This is a genomic window from Paraburkholderia translucens, assembly GCF_020881035.1.
Lineage (GTDB): Bacteria > Pseudomonadota > Gammaproteobacteria > Burkholderiales > Burkholderiaceae > Paraburkholderia > Paraburkholderia translucens.
In genome coordinates this window covers 211048-230634 of sequence record NZ_JAJITC010000001.1, presented here as the reverse complement: position 1 = coordinate 230634, position 19587 = coordinate 211048, and the positions used below count along the sequence as shown (strand labels likewise).

At 64.1% G+C, this 19587-nt stretch carries 18 protein-coding genes; 17 read left to right on the top strand and 1 reads right to left on the bottom strand.

Translation table 11 applies throughout. The features are described 5' to 3' along the window. The first annotated feature begins 38 nt into the window (after positions 1–38). From LJ655_RS00990 to LJ655_RS00920, 15 genes are all read left to right on the top strand, one after another. Positions 39–1325: a phage tail sheath family protein gene (locus LJ655_RS00990; RefSeq protein WP_230559394.1), complete on the top strand. Its 1287-nt coding sequence runs from the start codon at positions 39–41 to the stop codon at positions 1323–1325. Between the two features lie 48 nt (positions 1326–1373). Further along, positions 1374–1820 (top strand): phage tail protein, encoded by a 447-nt coding sequence (locus LJ655_RS00985; RefSeq protein ID WP_008923366.1) that lies wholly within the window; start codon positions 1374–1376, stop codon positions 1818–1820. Further along, the gene (locus LJ655_RS00980; protein ID WP_230559393.1) at positions 1817–2185 is read left to right on the top strand and encodes a phage tail assembly protein; all 369 of its coding nucleotides are present in this window, start codon (positions 1817–1819) and stop codon (positions 2183–2185) included. Before LJ655_RS00985 ends, LJ655_RS00980 begins: the two co-directional genes overlap by 4 nt. Further along, positions 2128–2367, top strand: coding sequence for a DUF6760 family protein (locus tag LJ655_RS00975; protein WP_329959669.1), 240 nt, complete (start codon positions 2128–2130; stop codon positions 2365–2367). The genes LJ655_RS00980 and LJ655_RS00975 overlap by 58 nt, the downstream gene beginning before the upstream one ends. A gap of 4 nt (positions 2368–2371) precedes the next feature. Then, entirely contained in the window at positions 2372–2824 is a 453-nt protein-coding gene (locus LJ655_RS00970; RefSeq protein WP_230559391.1) for a phage tail protein, read from the top strand. Between the two features lie 1643 nt (positions 2825–4467). Continuing rightward, positions 4468–5433, top strand: a complete 966-nt coding sequence (locus LJ655_RS00965) for a hypothetical protein (protein ID WP_230559390.1) — start codon at positions 4468–4470, stop codon at positions 5431–5433. Continuing rightward, positions 5424–6143 carry a CIS tube protein gene (locus tag LJ655_RS00960; RefSeq protein WP_230559389.1) on the top strand — a complete coding sequence of 240 codons (720 nt, stop codon included), beginning with the start codon at positions 5424–5426 and terminating at the stop codon, positions 6141–6143. Before LJ655_RS00965 ends, LJ655_RS00960 begins: the two co-directional genes overlap by 10 nt. Beyond that, positions 6140–7210, top strand: a complete 1071-nt coding sequence (locus LJ655_RS00955; protein ID WP_230559388.1) for a phage late control D family protein — start codon at positions 6140–6142, stop codon at positions 7208–7210. Before LJ655_RS00960 ends, LJ655_RS00955 begins: the two co-directional genes overlap by 4 nt. Further along, complete coding sequence (locus LJ655_RS00950) at positions 7207–7857, top strand: phage baseplate assembly protein V (RefSeq protein ID WP_230559387.1); 651 nt, start codon at positions 7207–7209, stop codon at positions 7855–7857. The genes LJ655_RS00955 and LJ655_RS00950 overlap by 4 nt, the downstream gene beginning before the upstream one ends. 7 nt (positions 7858–7864) lie before the next feature. Next, on the top strand, positions 7865–8266 hold the full coding sequence (locus LJ655_RS00945; protein WP_230559386.1) for a GPW/gp25 family protein: 402 nt from the start codon (positions 7865–7867) through the stop codon (positions 8264–8266). Further along, a complete protein-coding gene (locus LJ655_RS00940; RefSeq protein WP_230559803.1) occupies positions 8266–11181 on the top strand; it encodes a putative baseplate assembly protein in 2916 nt (971 codons plus the stop codon). The genes LJ655_RS00945 and LJ655_RS00940 overlap by 1 nt, the downstream gene beginning before the upstream one ends. Positions 11182–11183: 2 nt before the next feature. Next, the gene (locus LJ655_RS00935; RefSeq protein ID WP_230559385.1) at positions 11184–12326 is read left to right on the top strand and encodes a baseplate J/gp47 family protein; all 1143 of its coding nucleotides are present in this window, start codon (positions 11184–11186) and stop codon (positions 12324–12326) included. Then, positions 12319–13005: a phage tail protein gene (locus LJ655_RS00930; protein ID WP_230559384.1), complete on the top strand. Its 687-nt coding sequence runs from the start codon at positions 12319–12321 to the stop codon at positions 13003–13005. Before LJ655_RS00935 ends, LJ655_RS00930 begins: the two co-directional genes overlap by 8 nt. A gap of 12 nt (positions 13006–13017) precedes the next feature. After that, positions 13018–14034 carry a hypothetical protein gene (locus LJ655_RS00925; protein ID WP_230559383.1) on the top strand — a complete coding sequence of 339 codons (1017 nt, stop codon included), beginning with the start codon at positions 13018–13020 and terminating at the stop codon, positions 14032–14034. After that, positions 14034–16220: an AAA family ATPase gene (locus LJ655_RS00920; protein WP_230559382.1), complete on the top strand. Its 2187-nt coding sequence runs from the start codon at positions 14034–14036 to the stop codon at positions 16218–16220. Before LJ655_RS00925 ends, LJ655_RS00920 begins: the two co-directional genes overlap by 1 nt. 35 nt (positions 16221–16255) lie before the next feature. Here LJ655_RS00920 and LJ655_RS00915 read toward each other — a convergent pair whose 3' ends face one another. After that, on the bottom strand, positions 16256–16936 hold the full coding sequence (locus LJ655_RS00915; RefSeq protein WP_230559381.1) for a glycoside hydrolase family 19 protein: 681 nt from the start codon (positions 16934–16936) through the stop codon (positions 16256–16258). Positions 16937–17308: 372 nt separating this feature from the next. On the opposite strand from LJ655_RS00915, the gene LJ655_RS00910 reads away from it, so the two are divergent. Together LJ655_RS00910 and LJ655_RS00905 are read left to right on the top strand one after the other, a co-directional pair. After that, positions 17309–17986, top strand: a complete 678-nt coding sequence (locus tag LJ655_RS00910) for an eCIS core domain-containing protein (RefSeq protein ID WP_230559380.1) — start codon at positions 17309–17311, stop codon at positions 17984–17986. 124 nt (positions 17987–18110) lie between these two features. Further along, positions 18111–19472, top strand: coding sequence for a hypothetical protein (locus LJ655_RS00905; protein ID WP_230559379.1), 1362 nt, complete (start codon positions 18111–18113; stop codon positions 19470–19472). The last annotated feature ends 115 nt before the right edge of the window (positions 19473–19587 follow it).

The window sequence follows — 19587 nt, the reverse complement described above, 5'->3', positions numbered from 1 at the left end:
GGGACGAAAACACGTGGCTACGAACGGCGGGACTGGTCATGAAGTTTGAATCGTTGGTCGAGCAGGGCACGCAGCCGCTGCGCACGCCTGGCCTGTACATCGAGTGGCGCTCGCGGGGGCTCGCGGGGCAGCACGGGCTGAGCGGCGGCGTGCCCGTATTCATCGGCTTCGTCGCACCGGGTGCGTTTCCGGCAGATGCGCCGCGCGCGCTCTGGTTCGACCGCTGGGAACGCTTCGCGTGCACCTTCAACGCCGATGCCGGCGCGAGCACGTTCCTGATGCACGCAGTGCGCGGCTTTTTCGAGAACGGCGGCGAACGCTGTCTCGTCGTGCCCGTGCAGGCGGCGCGCGGCGACGATGCTCCGCGCCTGCTTGCGGCGCCGCTCGACAACGGCGGCTTTCTCGAGGACGTCGAGGAGATCGATCTCGTCTGCGTGCCGGATGCAATGTCGCCGCTGCTCGGCGATTCGCCCCGCGCGCGCGATGCGGCTCTCGCGGTGCAGACGAGCGCCATGGAGCACTGCGCGCGCATGGGCAATCGATTCGCGGTGCTCGATGCGATGCCCTCGGCCGAAGAGACGGGCGACATCGCCGTGGATGAACGCAAGCGCGCCTCGCTCGATGCCGTCATCAAGCAATGGCAGACGCTGCCCGCTGAGCACGGCGCGTTGTATTTCCCGTGGATCGACATTAAGCCGATCGCGACGATTGCGGCGATAAAGGATTGGCACCCGACCGTGCGCGTTCCGCCGTGCGGGCACATCGCGGGCGTCTATGCGCGCTGCGACCGGCGCGAGGGGGTGTTCCGGCCGCCAGCCAACGAAGTGCTCGAAGGCGCGCTCGATCTTGAATTCGATCTGGCGGACACCGATCAGGCCGCGCTCAATCAGGTGGGCATCAACTGCCTGCGCGAGCGGCCGGGTTGGGGTCTGCGCGTGTGGGGCGCGCGCACGCTCTCCAACCGGCCCGAGCTGCGCTACGTCAACGTCACGCGGCTTCTGCTCGCGATCAGGCGCGAGCTCGAATATCACCTGCGCGATCTGATGTTCGAGCCGAACGGACCGACGCTGTGGAAATCCGTTTCCGAGAGGCTCGAAGGCTACTTCGGCGATCTGTTTCGTGCGGGCGCGCTCAAGGGCGGCGATCAGGCCGAGGCGTACTTCGTAAAGTGCGACGCAGAAACCAATCCTCCCGAGGAGCGCCTGGCGGGTCGCGTGAGCGCGCTAGCGGGGCTCGCGGCCGCGGCGCCCGCGGAGTTCGTCACCGTGCGCATCACACAGAGCGCCGATGGCGTGAGCGTCGCGGGACCGGAGTTGCAGGTGTGAGGCAGTTGGGCTTTCAATCAACGCAGGTGGTGTGAAGGAGAGAGGAACATGGCAACCGGAGAACGCAGAGACCCGTTTCGCGGCTTCAAGTTTCGTGTGCAGATCGGCGGCATTCAGCGGGCAGGCTTCAGGGAAGTGAGCGGGCTCGATGCGGCCACGGACTCCATCGACTATCGCGAAGGGGACGACAAGACGCTCACGATACACAAGCTGCCGGGCCTCAAGAAGTTCGCCAATATCACGTTGAAGCGCGGCATCACCAATGATCTCGACTTGTGGAAATGGCGCAAGCAGGTGATGGACGGAAAGATCAAGGAAGCTCGCCAGAACGGCTCCATCATCCTGATGGACGATGAAGGCAACGACGTCGCGCAATGGGACTTCGTCGCTGCATGGCCGACCAAGTGGACCGGGCCGGGCTTCAACGCCACCGCGAACGAGGTCGCCATCGATACCATCGAGCTCACGCACGAAGGACTGGATCGCACCAAATGAGCATGCAGACCGAATTCAGCTTCACGCTGCCGCACGGTTTCGTGGATGCCGACGGTATCGTGCATCGCGAGGGCGTGATGCGCCTTGCCACCGCCAGTGACGAAATCGCACCGATGAAAGATCCACGCGTGCAGAGTAATCCCGGATATCTCGCGGTGATTCTGCTCTCGCGTGTAGTGAAGCGTCTGGGCGACTTGCCGCAGGTCAATCCGCGTGTGATCGAGGAGCTGTTCGCCGCTGACTTCGCGCATCTGGAAGATCTGTACCGGCGCATCAACACGCAGGGCCATGACAGGCTGACCGTTGTGTGCCCGGGCTGCGAGAAGAGATTCGAGGTGGAGGTCGACCCCACGGGGGAGCGATAGGCTACCGCCCGGAGCAGTTGTACGAGGAGGTAGCCTACCTGGCCTATCACGTTCACTGGCCCCACGCGCAACTGATGACGCTCGATCATATCGAGCGCCGGCGCTGGGTGAGCGAGGTCGCCAAAATCAACGAGCGGATCAACGACGAGGCCGAACGCCGCGAGCGCGATCCATGGGAGTAGCGTCGTGCTGACCAGCAATACCACACCTGATGACTTCTATCTGGCCTTCGCGTATTCGGTGATGATCGATCAGAAAACCGTCGCCGGCTTCGCTGAAGTGTCGGGACTTGCGATGGAGACGGAAGTCGAGACGTATCGCGAGGGCGGATGGAACAACGGCGAACATCAACTTGCTGGTCCGACCAAATACAGCTCGCGCATCGTGCTCAAGCGCGGCTTTGGCGACATTCCGTATCTCTGGAAATGGTATCTCGGTGTGATGAAGGGCACCATCCAGCGCCGCGACGTGACGCTTACGATCAACTGCGTCAACGGCGCGCACGGGGACGATAACGCTCCGCATTGGGTCTTCCGCAAGGCTTGCCCGGTGAAGTGGACCGGCCCCGAACTGCGCGCGGCGACCTCAGCAGTGGCGTTCGAGACGGTCGAACTCGTACATCAGGGATTGATGCTATGAGCGACGACCAAAACTTCGGCGCGTCGCTGTGGCGTCAGCACACGACGACGGCGCTATCGGCGCAGGCGCGCAATGGTGCGCGAGCATCGTTCGGCGAGGAGCTTCATGCGCGTCATATGCTGTTCTCGCAGATGCTGATGCGTCGCGCGGGCGGGCGTGAGCAGGGCGCAGGCGTACAGCGCACATTCGTGGTGGCGAGGCGAGTGGCTTCGGTTCCCGGCACTGGCGGGGATGATGCGCGCGCGTCTGCCGTCGTGGATGAGGCCGGCGAACTGGCTACGAATGCTGCCTCGGGAGTTGCTGTGCCGTTGTTTCCTGATGGCTCGGCGGCTGCGCGGCAGGACACCCGATCAGCGAAGGACGAGCGTGCGGTATTGAAGCATCTGGCTGATGCGGCTGCTGTCGTGGCGAGACGCGCGCGGGAATCGGGCAGCGATGCCGCGCATGGTTCGGATCCTGCGGCTTCGCATGAAGTGGCGGCGCGCGGCGCCGAAGTACCGGACAGATATGCATCTGGCCATGCGGACCCATCGAGCGCTCGTGTCGTGTCCGGATCGCTCGTGCTGCGCGTCCCGGTTTCCTCATCCGGATCGATACCGGCTGCCGCCATGGTCATGCGGTCAGCATGTGAGCCGCACTCCATCGAGCGATCATCGCCGACGCCGCTTGCTGCCGCGCTCGCGCCCGTAGCCCGCATCGGGTCATCGAAAGTACTGCCTGCCGCGGATGATTTGTCCGGGCGCTCAGATGCGCCCACGCATGCGCGCGTCGAAACTTTGCCCGATATGCATGTTCTTCACGACGCAGTGTCTGCTGAAGCGGATAGTGTCAGAGATGGGCAGATGCAATACGGCCCGGTGATGCCGGGCGGCGCGGCCGGCATCACCGCACACGGCGCGACGGATCGTCTGCCGGATGCGCAAGTCGTGCGGCGAGTGGTTACGAATGCCACGCACGAACTACCTATTGCTTCGCCCATACCTCATGCGGCAAGTTACGCGATCTTGCCAGAACGCAATGGCGCATTGGCGCGTGGATCGACAGGTAGGGTTCCCGTCGAAGGCGCTGGGCCGTCGGCTGCGCGGTTCCGTACTTCGATCGAGCGGGCCGCGCCGCCCTTCGCGGCTCAGCCGCTCGCTCGCGCGGTGCTGTCCGCGTCGGATTTCTCGCATCCTGTCGCGGCGGGTCGGTTTTCGCCTGTTTCAATGGCTTCGAAGCAAGCGCTGCCTTCGTTATCGGCGCCATCTACCAGCGTGGAACGGCTGGTTCGCGCGCACGAAGCTGTTGCGGCGACGAATTACATCGCTCATCGCGCGGCGTCGAAGATTCTGTCGACTGATGCACGCGCGCCTTCGAACCAGGCCCAAGAACCGACAACGCCGCACGTGACCCGCAGCGCTGCCGAGCCGATGCCCGAACATACGGCATTGGCTTTGCGACGCGCGGACGGCGCGGTGACGAGCGTGCCTGATGTGTCGAACGCATCGAAGGTGTCACGCGGATCTTCGGCCCGATCCCATGCGTCAGAGGCATCTCCGTCGCGCGTCTCGATCGCGAGCGCAGCTCAAACCGCGACGGTGCCGACACCCCTGGCACACGTATTCGAACGCTCCGATCGCAGCGGGGCGATGGAAGATGAAGCCATGACGCGCCTCGAACCGAAGGCGTTTGCGGTGCGAGATGCCGTCAGCTTCCATCGATCGCCATCGATCGAACCCGCAGGATCGGCATCGATCACCCTGAAAAAGACCCTGCTTTCCAGCGCGATTCGCCTTGCCGTCGACGCCAGCCGTTCCCCGCATCAATCGATGCCCGCTCGTGACACCACATGGCGGACGTCGAGCGCAATCGGCCGTTTCGTCGATATGCCGGCGAGCGCCGTCGGCGGGCAAACACAACAGCCGCCAGCGCACGGGACGACTGACGAGGCGAGTGCGATCGACGGCCAATTGCAACTGCCGCTCACGCACGCCAAGGCAAAAGCCGCGAACGCCAGCGGCCGGGAAACGCAGCCGCCGCTCACACACGCCGAGGCAACGGACGCGAGCTCGATCGACCACGGACGGCAGCCGCCCCGACACGCCGCGTCATCGCCTGGTATCGCATCGCACGCGATCCCCACGCAGATCGACAACGTATCACCGCACAGGTCTGCGATGAACGCCGTGCAACGCACACGCGCCACGAGTATCGCGGTCAAGCCGCAAGCCTCCGTGCGCCAGACGGCCAGCTTACCGCTGCGTCATGCTAGCGAGCCGCGTGACCCACGCGAAGCGTACCGCGATGGAGCACCGGGCACGGCATGGACCGAGCGCGGGATTGCACCGGCACTCCCTACAAATGAACCCCCGTTCGTCGACCGCGCCGCCGAGCAGTACGGCGTCGTTTCCCCGGGCACGCAGGTCACGCGCGACGCCGGCGCCACAGCGACCGCCAGCACGTCGTCGCCGACCACGAGCGCCACCGCCGGCAAACGAGCAACGCCAGAGGCAGGCTCAGCCGCGAACACAGGGGTAGACGCCAGCGAACTCGCCGAACAAGCCTGGCAGCTGATCCTCGACAAGCTCGCCATCGAACAGGAACGCCGGGGGTATTCATCATGGGCCTAGCGAAGATGGTCATTCAGGTCGAGGTTGGCCACGGCGAGAAGGACGTGCGTTTCGACGAGCACAGCGAAACCAACATCGAGGTGAAGTTCAACCCGAAGACGCTGTCGGTCTCGCGCTCGGTGAGCTGGCAAAGTCAGAAGGCAGCCAAGCGCGACGCCCCCGAGCTGCAATACACGAGCGCAGACCCGGCGACCCTCTCGGTCGATCTGTTCTTCGACACCTACGACTCGGACAAACCCATCGACCAGAAGGACAGCGTGTTCGCTGAAACGAAGAAGCTGCTCGCGCTCGCGGCTGTGGCGGGCGACAAGCATCGTCCGCCCGTGTGCCGGCTGCAATGGGGCACACAGGCGGTGTTCTTCCAGGGCGTGCTCATGCAGATCGATCAGAACTATACGCTGTTCACCGAACTCGGCACGCCCGTGCGCGCCACGCTCAAATGCTCTTTCAAGCAATGGCGCTCGAACATCGACGATCGCAAGAAGCAGAATCTCATGTCCGCTGACGTCGCCAAGGTCTGGACCGTCAGGCGCGGGCAGACGCTCGCCAGCATCGCCGCGCAGGAATATGCCGATGCGAGTCGCTGGCGTGACATCGCGGCGGCCAACGGCATAGACGACCCGCTCACGCTCGCGCCAGGCTCGACGATCCTGCTGCCGCCGGTGCGCCCGAGCGCCTCGCGTGTCATGAGAGCCGAGGACATCCTGTGAACGCGCGCACCGGCTTCGATACGCTCGCGCCCGAGTTCGGGCTGAAGATCAACGGCGCGCCGCTGCCGGAAGCTGCGACGGCCGACCTGATCGACGTCTGCGTGCTCGAGGATGTCGATGCCATGAGCATGTTCACGTTTTCGCTGACCTGCTACGACACCGTGCAGATGAAGGTGAAGTGGGTCGACGAAGCGATCTTCCGCGAGGGCAATCCCGTCGAGATCGAGATGGGCTATCGCGACGACCGGCAGGTGATCTTCAGCGGCGAGATCACCGGGCTCGAGCCGGCCTTTCTCGAGAACACCCCTCCGACGCTCACCGTGCGCGGCTACGACCGGCGCCATCGGTTGATGCGCGAGCGCAAGACGCGCTCGTACACCAACGTGAAGGACAGCGACATCGCTAGCCAACTTGCGGGCGGCGCTGGACTGAAACCGCAAGTCGAGGACTCGAAGGTCACCTTGCCCTACGTTTTCCAGCACAGCCAGACCGACCTTGAATTCCTGCTCGCTCGCGCAAAACGCATCCATTACGAAGTGGTCGTCGACGACCGTTCGCTGATTTACCGCCCGCGCAAGATCGATGCGAGCGAGACGCTCACGCTGCGGCCCGAGATCGAGCTGCTCGAATTCCGGCCGCGCATGTCGACGATGGGGCAGGTGCAGGAAGTGCTTGTCAAAGGCTGGGACCCGAAGAGCAAGAAAGAAATCGTCGGCCGCTCGGGCGCGGGAGACGAAGCCGGCCTGATGGCGGGCAAGAAATCGGGGCCGTCGAGCGTGGAAAGCATCTTCGGCAAATCGGGCGGCGCGAGCGTATGCGCGCCTGTGCAGAACCAGGCCGATGCCGATCTCATGGCGAAGCAGCGCTTCGGCGAAATGGCGCTCGGCTATATCCGCGGCGATGGCGTGTGTATCGGCGATCCGCGGATGCGCGCGGGCATCGTCGTGAAAATCGAAGGGCTCGGCGATCGCTTCAGCGGGCTCTACTACGTGACGAGCACCGAGCAGCGCTTTTCGCTCCAGAAAGGCTATCGCGTGCGCTTCGCCGCGCGGAGGAACGCGACATGATGCACGACCAGCTCCTGCACAACCTGCTCGCGCACGCTGACACCGAAGGGCGCTATTACGGCGTGGTGGTCGGCGTCGTGACGAACAATCAGGATCCGGACGGCATGCATCGCGTCAAGGTGCGCTTTCCGTGGCTCAATCAAGACGACGAGAGCAACTGGGCGCGAGTCGCCACGGTGATGGCCGGCAACGGGCGTGGGGCGTACTTCCTGCCCGAAGTTGACGACGAAGTGCTGGTCGCGTTCGAGCATGGCAGCGTCGAGCATCCGTTCGTGGTCGGCTCGCTGTGGAACGGCAAGGACGTCGCACACGAATCGAACACCAACGGCAAGAACGACAACCGCGGCTTCAAGTCGAGAAGCGGGCACATCGTGCGCCTGTCTGATGCGGCGGGCGACGAGAAGATCGAGATCATCGACAAGACGGGCACCAACAAGATCACGATCTGCGCGTCGGGCAACACCATCGCGATCGAGGCGCAGGGCGATATTTCGATCCGCTCGACGACGGGCAAACTCACGCTCCAAGGCGTCGGCATCGAGATCGATTCGAAGGCGGACGTCAAGATCAGCGCGATGTCCACGCTCGACATGACCTCCACCGGGCCGATGAGCATTTCCGGCGCGCTCGTGAAGATCAACAGCTAAGGAGGCAATGGATATGCCCGCGCAGGTGCTTGGAGTCGGTTGGGAGTTCCCCGTGGCGCTAAAGGACGAGCGCATCAGGGTCGCGCGCTACGAGGAGTGCGTGCGGCAATCGATCTTCCTCATTCTTTCGACGGCGAAGGGCGAGCGGGTGATGCGCCCGGACTTCGGCTGCGGCCTGCACGACCTGGTGTTTAACGTGAATGGGCCATCCACACAGGGCATGGCGGAGTTTCATGTACGCGAGGCGCTCGAGAAGTGGGAGCCGCGCATCGACGTGATGCAGGTGCACGCATCGGGCGCGGGCGGCTACGGTGAGCAGTTGCAGATCGAAATCGACTACCGCGTGCGGCTAACCGACAACCGCTTCAACCTCGTCTATCCGTTCTACCTCGACAGGCCGCTCACGTGATGCTCGACCATGCACCTTTCGTGACGCAGGAACGCACGGCGGCCGCGATCGACGCCGCGGTCTCTGACGCGCTCCAGCTTCGCGACACCGGGGCCGATGCGAGCGCCGCCGATCCGCTGCGGCATGCGCTCACGCGCGTCTTCACGCACTACTGCGCGGTGTTGACCGAGCGCCTGAATGCGGCGCCCGTCGCGCATCTGGCCGCGTTCGTCGAGATGCTCGACATGGGACCAAACGGGCGCGAGCCGGCCACGCCCGCGTACGCGCCTCTCGCGTTCAAGGCGGCGCAGGCGGGCGAGGGCGCGCCCGTGCCCGTGGTGCCGAAGTTCACCGAAGTCGCGGCGCCCGGCTCGGGCGGGCGGCCGCAGCCGGTCGTGTTCCAGACGACGGCGGATCTCGAAGTGCTGCGTGCAGAGGCCGTGCGCGCCATGTGGGTAGATGCGCACGCGGGGACGCTTGCCGATGCGAGCGCGGTCGTTTCGCCGCAAGGCCTGGGCGATGGCGAGTCGCTCCGCAGCCATGGGCAGCCCTTCGTGCGGGCGATGCACATCGGGCATCGCGCATTCTTCTGCTCGCCCGATCTCGCCGGCTTCTCGCTCGATGTGCGGATCGCGCGCGCTCAGGCGCCGATAGAACCGCTTTCGCTGCAATGGGGCATGTGCGGGCCAGATGGTTTCGTCCAGCTTGATCCGTCGAGCGATACGACGCACGGCTTTACGACGAGCGGAACGGTCGTCTTCAGCGTGCCGTCGCCGTGGCAGGCGAGCAAGCTGCACGGCGTCGAGAACGGCTGGCTCACGTGCCGCTTGCGCGCCAGTGCGAACGCGCCCGGCATCGGCAGCTCGACGATCACCGGCCTCGCGATTTCCGCGGATCGCGCGCTTACGGGAGCCACGCTCGATACTGCACTGTCGAACCGCGTGCCGGTCGATCTGACGCGCGACTTTTATCCGTTTGGGGAGCGGCCGCGTTTTAACGACGTGCTCTATCTGGCGTCCAAGGCGTTCGCCGTGGCTGGCGCGCGCGTCGTGCTCACGATCGAGCTGACGAATCCAGCCGATGCCGCGCCCGGCGCCTCGCCGATTCCGCCAGTGAGCCGCGACGGTGCGCCGCGCGTGAGTTGGGAAGCGCACACGGCAAGCGGCTGGCGCCCGGTCTCCGTCGACGATGGTACGGACGCCTTCACGAAGAGCGGCACGGTCAGTTTCGCGGTGCCGGCCGACGCGATTCCGGCGACCATCAACGGCGCCGCCGAGGGCTGGCTGCGCGCCCGTCTCGCGTCGGGCAACTATCGCGTGAGCGCGACATCGGCGGAAAACTTCGCCGTGCCGATGGACGCGCCGCCTTCGATCGCGCGCATCGGCCTTGCGATGTCGCTGCACGCAGGGCCGCTGGCGCCACAAGAGATCATCGTCGAGAACGGACTGACGTGGGAGCGCCTGGCTGTGGACGAAACCGGTGAGCGCGCTGCGTTCCAGCCGTTTCCATCGCTCGATCAGACTGCGCGCGCTTTGTACATCGGACTGCGTGCGCTGCCTGAACAGCTTGCCGGCCACAATCTGAGCCTGTATGTCGGCATGGCGCAGCACGGCGCGCGCGCGATCTATCGCGACGATGATGTTTCCGGCCACGGCGGGGACAAGCCACGCTGGCAAGTATCGAACGGAGAGGGCTGGCGCGACTGCGAATCCATCGACATGACAGGTGGCTTTCGGCATCCGGGCTATGTCCAGGTGACCATCGCGCACGGCGGCATCGCGCCATGGCACGACACGCTGCTCGACGCGGATCACGCGCTGCTCTGGCTGCGCGTGCTGTTCGACACCGCCGACGACGCGCCGCCGATCCGCCAGATCGTGCTCAACGTGGTCCCCGCCGTGCAGGCGCTGCGCTTCGAAGACGAACTGCTCGGCTCGGCGACGGAGCGCCCTGCGCAGACGTTCAGGACCGCGCGTGCTCCGGTGGTCGGCGAGGTGCGCGTCGAGGTGCGCGAAGCCTATACCGGCTCGGCGCGCGACTGGGTGCGCTGGAACCGCGTCGACGATTTCGCAGCAAGCGCGCGCGACGCGCGCGACTTCGTGCTGGACAGGACCACGGGCACCCTGCGGTTCGGTGATGGCCGGCGCGCTCGGATGCCCCCCGCCGGCGGTAACAACGTGCGCATCAGCTACAGCGCGGGAGGAGGTGTGCAGGGCAATCAGCCGCCGCTCGCAATCACGCAATTGCGCACGACGGTGCCGTATGTCGCGTCGGCGCAGAATTGCGATTGGGCGAGCGGTGGACAGGACGCTCCCGACGATCACGCGGCGCGCCGCGCGTCGCTCGCGCGCGTGCGTCATCGCGGCCGCGCGGTTTGCCGCGACGATTACGCCGATCTCGCGCTGGGCGCGTCGCCTGAAATCGCGCGCGCGGCATGCATCGGCGGGCGCGACGTGTCGACGGGCGACGCGCGCGGCCAGGCGGCGCCCGGCGTCGTAAGCGTCACCGTCGTGCCGTGCGGCACGGATCGCGCACCGCAGCCGACGCTGGCGCTGCTCGCGGCGGTGAAGCGCTACCTGGAAGCGCGTGCGCCGGCGGGCGTCGAACTGATTCTGGCGGGGCCGGTTTACGTGCAAGTCTGCGTCGATGCGGAATTGGCCGTCGCCGCGGATGCATCGCCGGAGCGCTTGCGCATCGCATGCGCGGCGCGCTTCGATGCATATTTGCATCCGTTGACCGGTGGCGATGCGGGCCACGGCTGGCGCTTCGGCGTCGAGCCGCACGCCTCCGATCTGCTCGCCTGCCTCGATGCGATCGATGGCATCGAGGCGGTGCGCGCGCTGCGCCTGCGCTTCATCGAGCCCGCACCGGGCGTGCGGGCACGCGGCGATTTCCTGATCTGCGCGGGCGGTCATATCATCCTGGCGGGCCGCTGATCATGTCCACGCCCGCAGTCGACACCCATTTCAGTGCGCCGGAAGCGCCTATTGTCGTCGAGCGCGATTACGACACGCTCGTGCGTGAAGGCATGGCGCTCGTGCCGGCGCATGCGCCGGAGTGGACCGACCACAATCCCTCCGATCCGGGTGTCACGCTGGTCGAGCTGCTCGCTTATTTCACCGATGCGTTGTTGTATCGGATCGGCCGCGTCACGCCCGCCGCGAAGCTGCAATTCCTGCGGCTGCTGAAGGGCGCGCCGAATCACGATATCGTGCCGCTCGTCACACAGTCCGACGGCGCGGTCGATCTCGCCGCCGAACTTTCGCGTGCCATTGGCGATGCGGTGAGCGGGCTCTCGCAGATGGAATGCGCGGTCACACCCGCGGACTTCGAGTGCTTCGCCCGCGCGATGGCCGCGCGCGAGTTGCCGGATCGTGCGATCGGCGTGCGCTGCATAGCGAACGTCAATCTGAGCGGTGCGCGTATACATGGGCCCGACGCCGCCAGGCAGGCGCGCGGCCATGTCAGCGTCGTGCTGGCGTTGCCCGCCGATGTGCCCGACGACGTCGCCAGGCACGTGCGCGAAAAAGTGAGCCGCGATCTTGCGTCCCGCTCCCTCTTGACGACGCATCTTTCGGTCGTCGCGCCAGCGGTGCTGCATGTATCGATCGCCTTCGCGGTGTCGCCGTTGCCGGGCGTATCGCTCGATGAGGCGCTTGCCAGCGTCGACGACGTCCTCGCGGACCGTTTCGGTAACGCGAATGCGGTGAACTTCGGCGGCACACTCTCGCTCGCGTCGATCGCGAAGACGATCGATGCTGCGCCCGGCATTGATTATGTCGAGGCCGTCACCGTGCTCGATGCGACGAGCGACCCTCAGCTGCAGGCGCGCGGCGTCGGCGTACAGGTCGGCACGGTGGCGACGATCGGCGTCGACACGGTGCTCGGCGGGCCCGCGCATCTGTCCGAAGACACGTTCGTGCGCTTCGTGCGCGATAGCAGCGGCATGCTCGCGTCGGTGTTGCTCAAGCCTTGGGAGCAACTGCGGCTGACGGTGTCGCGCGCCCACGTTGCACTCATCGATGCCGGCCTGAATGATCGCGCGCGCCGGATGCGTCATTGGGGAGGTGATCATGAATGACACCGCCGGCCGCTTGCTGGCTGCGCTCCCCGCGATCTATCGCGCCGACGGCGGCGACCAGCTGCGTGCGCTGCTCGCAGCGTTCGAGCTCATGCTGCTCGCGAGCGGCAACGCGAACGCGCCCGCCGTCGGCGACGAGATCGATGCGATTCCGAGCCTTTTCGCACCGCTCGGCGTGAAACCGGCCGCGCTTTGGCAAACCATCAACGGGCCCGCCAGCATCCAGAGTGAAGCGCGCCCGCCCGCGCCCGATCGCTTCATGCCGTGGCTCGCGCAGTGGGTCGCGTTCACGCCGTATCGATATTTTTCGGCAGATGAGCTGCGGCACATCGTGGCCGGCATCGTGCCGCTCTACGGCAGACGCGGCACGCGCGATTACATGGAAAAGCTGCTTGCTCTGTGCTTCGGCGAAATCGGTGAATCGTCGATCGACGAGAACCCGGTACACGGTTTCGTCATCGGGCGCTCGCATGTCGGCGTGGATACGGAGCTCGCGGTGCGTGAACCGTACCGGTTTCGCGTCGAGTTCTGCCTACGCGAGCGCGCTTTTGCCCGGGTTCATGGCGCGCTGCATGATCTGGAGGAGCGTGTGCGCGCGGTGGTCGAATTCGCGCGACCCGCACATACGGAATACGAATTGGTGCTGACCCGCGATCGGCGGGAACCGGTTGAAGCCTGAGGGGTACATCAAATGCACAAGAAACAGTTCATCCACAAAAAACCGGCGTACTACCGGGGTCAATTACTGAACGAGGAAGACTTTCGTGACGAGCAGCGCTATCACGCGAACGCGCGCTATCGTCACAACCTCAATTTGCACGGCTGGGGCATAGTGCATGGGCTGGAAGTGAGACACGCGGGCGGCAATGAGATCGTTGTGTCGCCGGGCTTCGCCGTGGACGGACTCGGGCATGAAATTGATCTGAGGCACGAGGAGAAGCTTCAGTTGCCGTCGAATGAAGCAAACGCGGTTCTCGTCGTGAGCCTTCACTATGAGGAAGACGACGTTGCTTCAGCCGGTGACGACGACGCCGAACGCAACACGCGCAAGTGTTATGGCGTGGTGACGGTAGAGCCCGGCGCAGTGGAGGCGGCGGTGATTCTCGCGACTATCGTGCTCGACGACAAAAGCCATGTGAGCGCGCAGGCCATCAAGACGACCAATCGCCGGCACATGAAGACGCTGCTCGCGCCGTGCTCCGTCACCGCCGATTCCCTCGATGCGCATCTGAAGCGCGGCTGGCTGCGAATGCCGTTTCGCCCGACGCCTCTGCCAGCCGAAAACGCAGTTGCGCCGCCTCCATTTCGTGTCGGTCCGACCGAGGCGCGGGCGCATCGGGAGATCGATGAAAAGCCCAACGACAAAGGTGCGGCCGGCACAATGGCGATTTCACTCGCGCCGAGCGTCACGCGCGTGCTGCGCTTGCGCGTTGCCGGCGAAATCAACGACGCGCGCCTGTCGGTCGAACTGTTTCTCGGCGGATGGGATGCGGATGCGCGCAAGCACGTTGCCAAGAGCCTCCTCAAACAGGAGATCAAGAGCGGCCCTTATGACGAGACCTGGCACATCAAGGAAGGCGACTTGCACCTGGAAACGTCGACGTTGTCAATCGAGATTCGCAGCGAGGCTTATGTGCGAGTCTCGCTCGTGGCAATCGAAGTGACATGTGACCCGTCTCTGTTGCATGTCGCAACGGTCGAGGGGTGATGGCTGTGTCCCGCTACGAGTCTTCGCTAGAGCATTTGCTTGCGCGACTTGAGCAGATCGACCTGCAGATCCGCTCGCAAGTCGCGCGTTTTCGATGCGTGCAGCGGGAAGACGAGCAATTCCGAGGCCTCTATGTTTCCGAACAGCAGGTTGACGCGCTGCTTGCCGCGCCGCTCGCGATGCCCGCGTGGCTGCTGAATCCGTCGCCCAATGCAGCGCATCACACAGCCATCGCGCGCCGTATCTCCGAGCACGAAAGCGCGACGATCGAAGCAGGCACCGAACTGCGCCTCGTCAGGCTGGGGATGATGTTCTCGCTCGATCCGCTGGATATCGATATCTTGCTGGTCTGCCTCGCGGCGGAGCTCGACACGCGATACGAAAAGCTCTATGCCTATCTGCAGGACGACGTGACACGCACGCGACCGAGCATCGAGCTGGTGCTTGCGCTTCTCGTTCCTGACCCATTGCAGCGTATTGCCGCCCGTGAACATTTCACCGCCGATGCGCCATTGCGCCGCGCACGGATCATCGAAGTGTTCGAGGATGCGGCGCGGCCGCAGCCGGCGTTCATCGGCAAGCTGCTGCGCATCGATGAGCGCATCGTGTCGTATTTGCTGGGGTCCGATGCACCGGATGCGCGCATCGCGCCTTATCTGCGAAGCGAAGCGCCGCAACTCGGGCTGGACGAACTGGTGCTTCCGGCATCGACGTTACACGGTCTCAAGACGCTGGCTCATGAGAAGACCGATGACATGGCGATCACGGTGCATCTGCAAGGGCCGGCGGGCGCCGGCAAGCTCACGGTCGCTCGCGCGGTTTGCCGCGAACGCGGCGCGCCGTTCCTGTGCGTCGATGCGAGCCTGCTGCTCGCCGATGCTGACATCAACCGCGATATGCCATTCGCGCTGATCGCGCGTGAAGCGCGCCTCACGGGTGCGGCCCTGTACATCGACGGCTTCGATGCGCTGCTCGCGCATGAGCAGCACGCGGCCTTGCGCGCGTGCCTCGATGCAGTCGAAAAAGTCGCGTTGTCGTTCCTCGCGGGCGAGGCCTTTTGGCTGCCGGGCAGTGCATTGCGCCGCGTGCGATTCTTCGCTGTCCCGCTAGCGCGGCCGGATATTCGCGAGCGCGAGCATCTGTGGCGCAAGACTGCCCACGCGCACGGCGCCGCTCCTGAGACGCTCGATGTCGAGGGCGTCGCCACGAAGTTCCGCTTCACACCGGGACAGATTGACGATTCATGGCGCTCGGCGATGAGTCTTGCGAATTGGCGTGCGAAGGACGCGAAGGGCACAGAAGACGGAAGCAGAAAGATCACGTCGCAGGATCTCTACGACGCGTGCCGACTGAATTCGAACCGCGCGCTCGCGGCGCTTGCACAAAAAATCACGCCACGCTTCACGTGGACGGACATCGTGCTGCCCGATGATCGCATCGCGCAGTTGCGCGAAATCTGCAATCACGTCAAGTACCACAATCGCGTGTTCAACGAATGGGGCTTCGAGCAGAAGCTCGCATCGAGTAAGGGGCTGACGTTCCTGTTCGCGGGGCCGTCGGGAACGGGCAAGACGATGGCGGCTGGCATCATTGCGAATGAACTGGGTCTCGATCTGTACAAGATCGACTTGTCGGTCGTCATCAGCAAGTTCATCGGCGAGACGGAAAAAAATCTCGCGCGCATCTTCGACGAAGCTGAGACCGCCAACGCGATCCTTTTCTTCGACGAAGCCGATTCGCTGTTCGGCAAGCGCAGCGACGTGAAGGACTCGCACGACCGTTACGCGAACATCGAAGTCGGCTACCTTCTACAGCGGATCGAAGAATACCAGGGCATCGCGATTCTCGCGACAAATTTCCGGCGCAACATGGATGAGGCGTTCGTGCGCCGCCTGCAATTCACCGTGGACTTTCCGCTGCCGACCGAGAGCGATCGGTATCGCATGTGGATTGCGATTCTGCCCGAGCGCACGCCGCGCGATCCGGGCGTCGATCTCGCGCTGATGGCACGCCGCTACAACCTCAGCGGCGGCAACATTCGCAACGTGGCGCTGGCCGCCGCGTTTCTCGCGGCGGACGATGGCGACATGATCCGCATGTGTCATCTGATCTCCGCGACGCAGCGCGAGTATCAGAAGATGGGTAAGCTCGTCGGCGACGGTGCGTTCGCTCATACCTTGACATAGGCACGATCATGAAGCGCGCCGCCGCCTCCTGCGAGTCACACGACGGCCATCCCGCTCTGCTCGGTGCCGGGCATCGCGTTGAGGGCATTGCTCGCAAGCTGGAACGCTTCCTCACGGCCGGTCTCGCCCGCATGCGCCGGATTGATTTGCGCTGTGATGGCAGAGAAGTTGTTCGCGTCGGCGAGTTCGTTGCAGCCGTGCGACTGCCAGTACCACGCGGACACCAGCGCGGCAGTGGCGGCGTCGTTGCGCACCAGATCGGGATTGCCGACGAGATCCACGCCGATCGCCTCACCCGCGCGGGCGAAGTTCTCCTTGAACGTCAACTGGATGAGCCCCGAGCCGCGATAGTTCCAGCCGTCGTTCGTCGCGGCGGGGCCGTTGCCATAGTGCTCGCCGTAGACGAGGTTGGCGATCTGCTGCTGTCGCTCGGGCGGCACGTGCGTCTCTCCCGGCTGCCGTCCGAGGCTCGCACATTGCTGTGGCGTGAGCGAGCGGAAAGTTGCCTGCAGGCCTTCGACCGAATAATTGAAGTTCTCCGACACAGGCAGCGGCGGAAACCGGCCACTTTCGTACGCGACTTGCGCGAGAAAGGCAGCCTGGCGCGCGGGCGTGTTGATCTCGAAACGCTCCATCGCGGTTTGCACTGCGTCGAGCCAGAGGTCAGCGCCCGCTTCCGAACTGCTCGTCGCAGCCATGAATGTGATTTTGTCCATCTAGGACTCCATATCGTTGAGGATGGGATCGAATTTCACTGCACGAACAACGCGCATGCGAGTGAGCGTGACAGGGCCGGTTAGCGTGAGGAGGCTTTTCTATGAGGCCGATGAAGAGCGAGATCCGGCGAGGTGTTGGTGTAATGCGTAGATGATTTGCAATACCGATGGGTCTTCACCAGAGGAGCTCTTGAATAGAGTTTTAGCAGGTATTCTCCGCTACGCAAGCGAGCGCAGCATCAAATGTGATATGTGACACATTGACTTGCCTAATAACGAAAAAACATTGAATGGGAGTTCAAAATGATGGACCGAGAATCGATCAATAAGAAGCAGTGCGAGAGCATTGCGCGGCGCAATGAAGCACGCACGATGAGTAGCGACAATTCGTTGTCGCCGAGTCCGGTCATCGCGCGCGATGCGATCGGCGGCCTGTCTTGCCGCATCGTCAATGCGTTCCGTGCGGGAAAGCAAGCGGGCGCGATCAACGGCTCGATGAAAATCGACACGGCATCGGCGCATCGCTCGCTGCTCAAACTGCAAATGCGTTACGGCAATCAGTTCGTCGGAAGGGTAATCGACCGTGCATCGAACAGTGACGACCAGTCAGGTGACAGGAGTGCGATTGAGCGTTCTATAGAATCTTCGCGCGGAGGCGGCAGTGGTATGGATCATTCGACGCGTAGTCGCATGGAGACGGCCTTCGGCGCGGACTTCTCGGGCGTGCGCATTCATCACGATTCGGAATCGGACGAGCTGGGCGAGTTGCTTTCGGCGCGTGCGTTCGCGACCGGGCGGGATGTCTACTTCCGGCATGGCGAATATAACCCGGGGACGGCGGCGGGCCGCGAGCTTCTCGCGCACGAGCTTACGCATGTCGTGCAGCAGACTGGCGGCGTCCAGCGCAAGATGACCGTCAGCCAGCCGAGCGATCCGCATGAGGTGGAAGCGGATCAAATGGCGCACGCAGTGATGCAGCTGGATCAGTCGGGCGAACTGGACAGGCAGATCGCCGCGCGCGCAGATGCTTGCGCGCGCGCACGACAATGAGCTGGACGGGTGAGCGGCGCGCCTTGCACCTGCGTCCGGCCGCCGCTTTCGTTCGCGCGCGATCCGAAGTTAAGCGAGAGTTCAGCTTCGACAGCCGCGCTTTCGCTGTATCAGGAGCCGTACCATGTCCACCGCAACGCTCTCATTGCCGAGCTCATCGACCTCGCGCAAACCCAGCCCGCTCGTCGAACGCCACCTCACCGGTGCGAGCCGTGCGGTCATGTTGAGCGTGGGCCTCATCGGCATTAACGTTGGCGGCGCGGCATTCATGCATTACGTCGTGAATGCTACAGGCGCTTCGCTCAGGCTCGTCGTCTCGCTCGGGGCGCTTACGACCCTGATGGCCGGCACGCCGCTGATCGTCTTTCTGAGCCTGGTCTGGTTCACGCGCTATCGGGAGTTCCAGAACAGCCTGAAAGGCAGCGCGCTTTCGGCGTATCTGCAACGCTTCTGGTCGCAGCGTCTCATCTATGCGCTGGAGGATAGCGGCGCGTTGCCGGCGTCACCGCCTGCAACGCGGCCGGCAGCAGCGCAATGGCAGCGCGTGGCCGACGAGCGCCTCGACATCTGCGAACGCCTTTTCGCTCGCATCTATCACGAGCAATACGGATTGGCGCCGTTCGTGCCCGCCGTGTTCATCCTGCACGTGGTCGTCTATGCCGCCGCGGGACTCGTCGGCACGAGCTTTTTCGATGTCCGACCGTGTGCCGCGAGCCAAGCCGCCGGCTGCATCTACGGCATCAGCCAGCGCGTGCTGATGGCGTCGTTCGCGGGTTCGTTCATGTTCGTCGTGAGCGATTCGGTGCTCGCCATCCGCCGCAAGTCGCTCAACGTCGCCGATGTCTACTGGTACGCGCTGCGCATCTTTCTGGCGATTCCACTCGCGCTGATCATCAACAACGTTACCCAATCCGACGGCGCGCACGCCGCGATGGCCTTCGCGCTGGGTACCTTTCCCGTCGATGCCCTGCTCAAGCAGATACGCCGGTTCGGCTTTCCACAAATCACCGAAACGGAGAAGACGGAGAACGCGCCCGACAAGCTGCTCACGCTCGAAGGCGTGACCTTGCCGATCGTAGCGACGTTCGAGGCCGAGGGGCTGAATTCGGTCGAACAGGTGGCTGCAGTTGATCCCGTGTTGCTCTCGATCCGCACGGGAATGCCGTTTCGCTACATGCTGCGGCTCGGCTCGCAGGCGATAGTGCGGCGCCATTTCGGCGATGCTGCGATGAAGTTGGTTCCCATCGGCCTCGCGGACGTCGTGCCGGTCTATCTGCTGGTGAAGGCTCTGGATTCGACGGCGTCGAACGATCTGCCGCGTGTGGCGCGTCCTGACATCGTGCTGAAAGATGCCGCGCAGCGGCTCTTTCCGGATATCGTCGACGAACAGCGCATGGCCGTGATGGACATGAAGTTCCGTCAGGTCGCCGCGGAGGAATATACGCTGATGCTCGCCCGCATTACGCCACTGGACCCCTCGCTTTGATTGTGTCTGCCTTCCTATGTGCCGTTCGATGCAAAGCCGACGCTTCGGCATGCGAAACAACGTTGCCTCGGCACTGTAAAAAATGTGGAGTCGTCAATCGTTAATGTAAGGACGA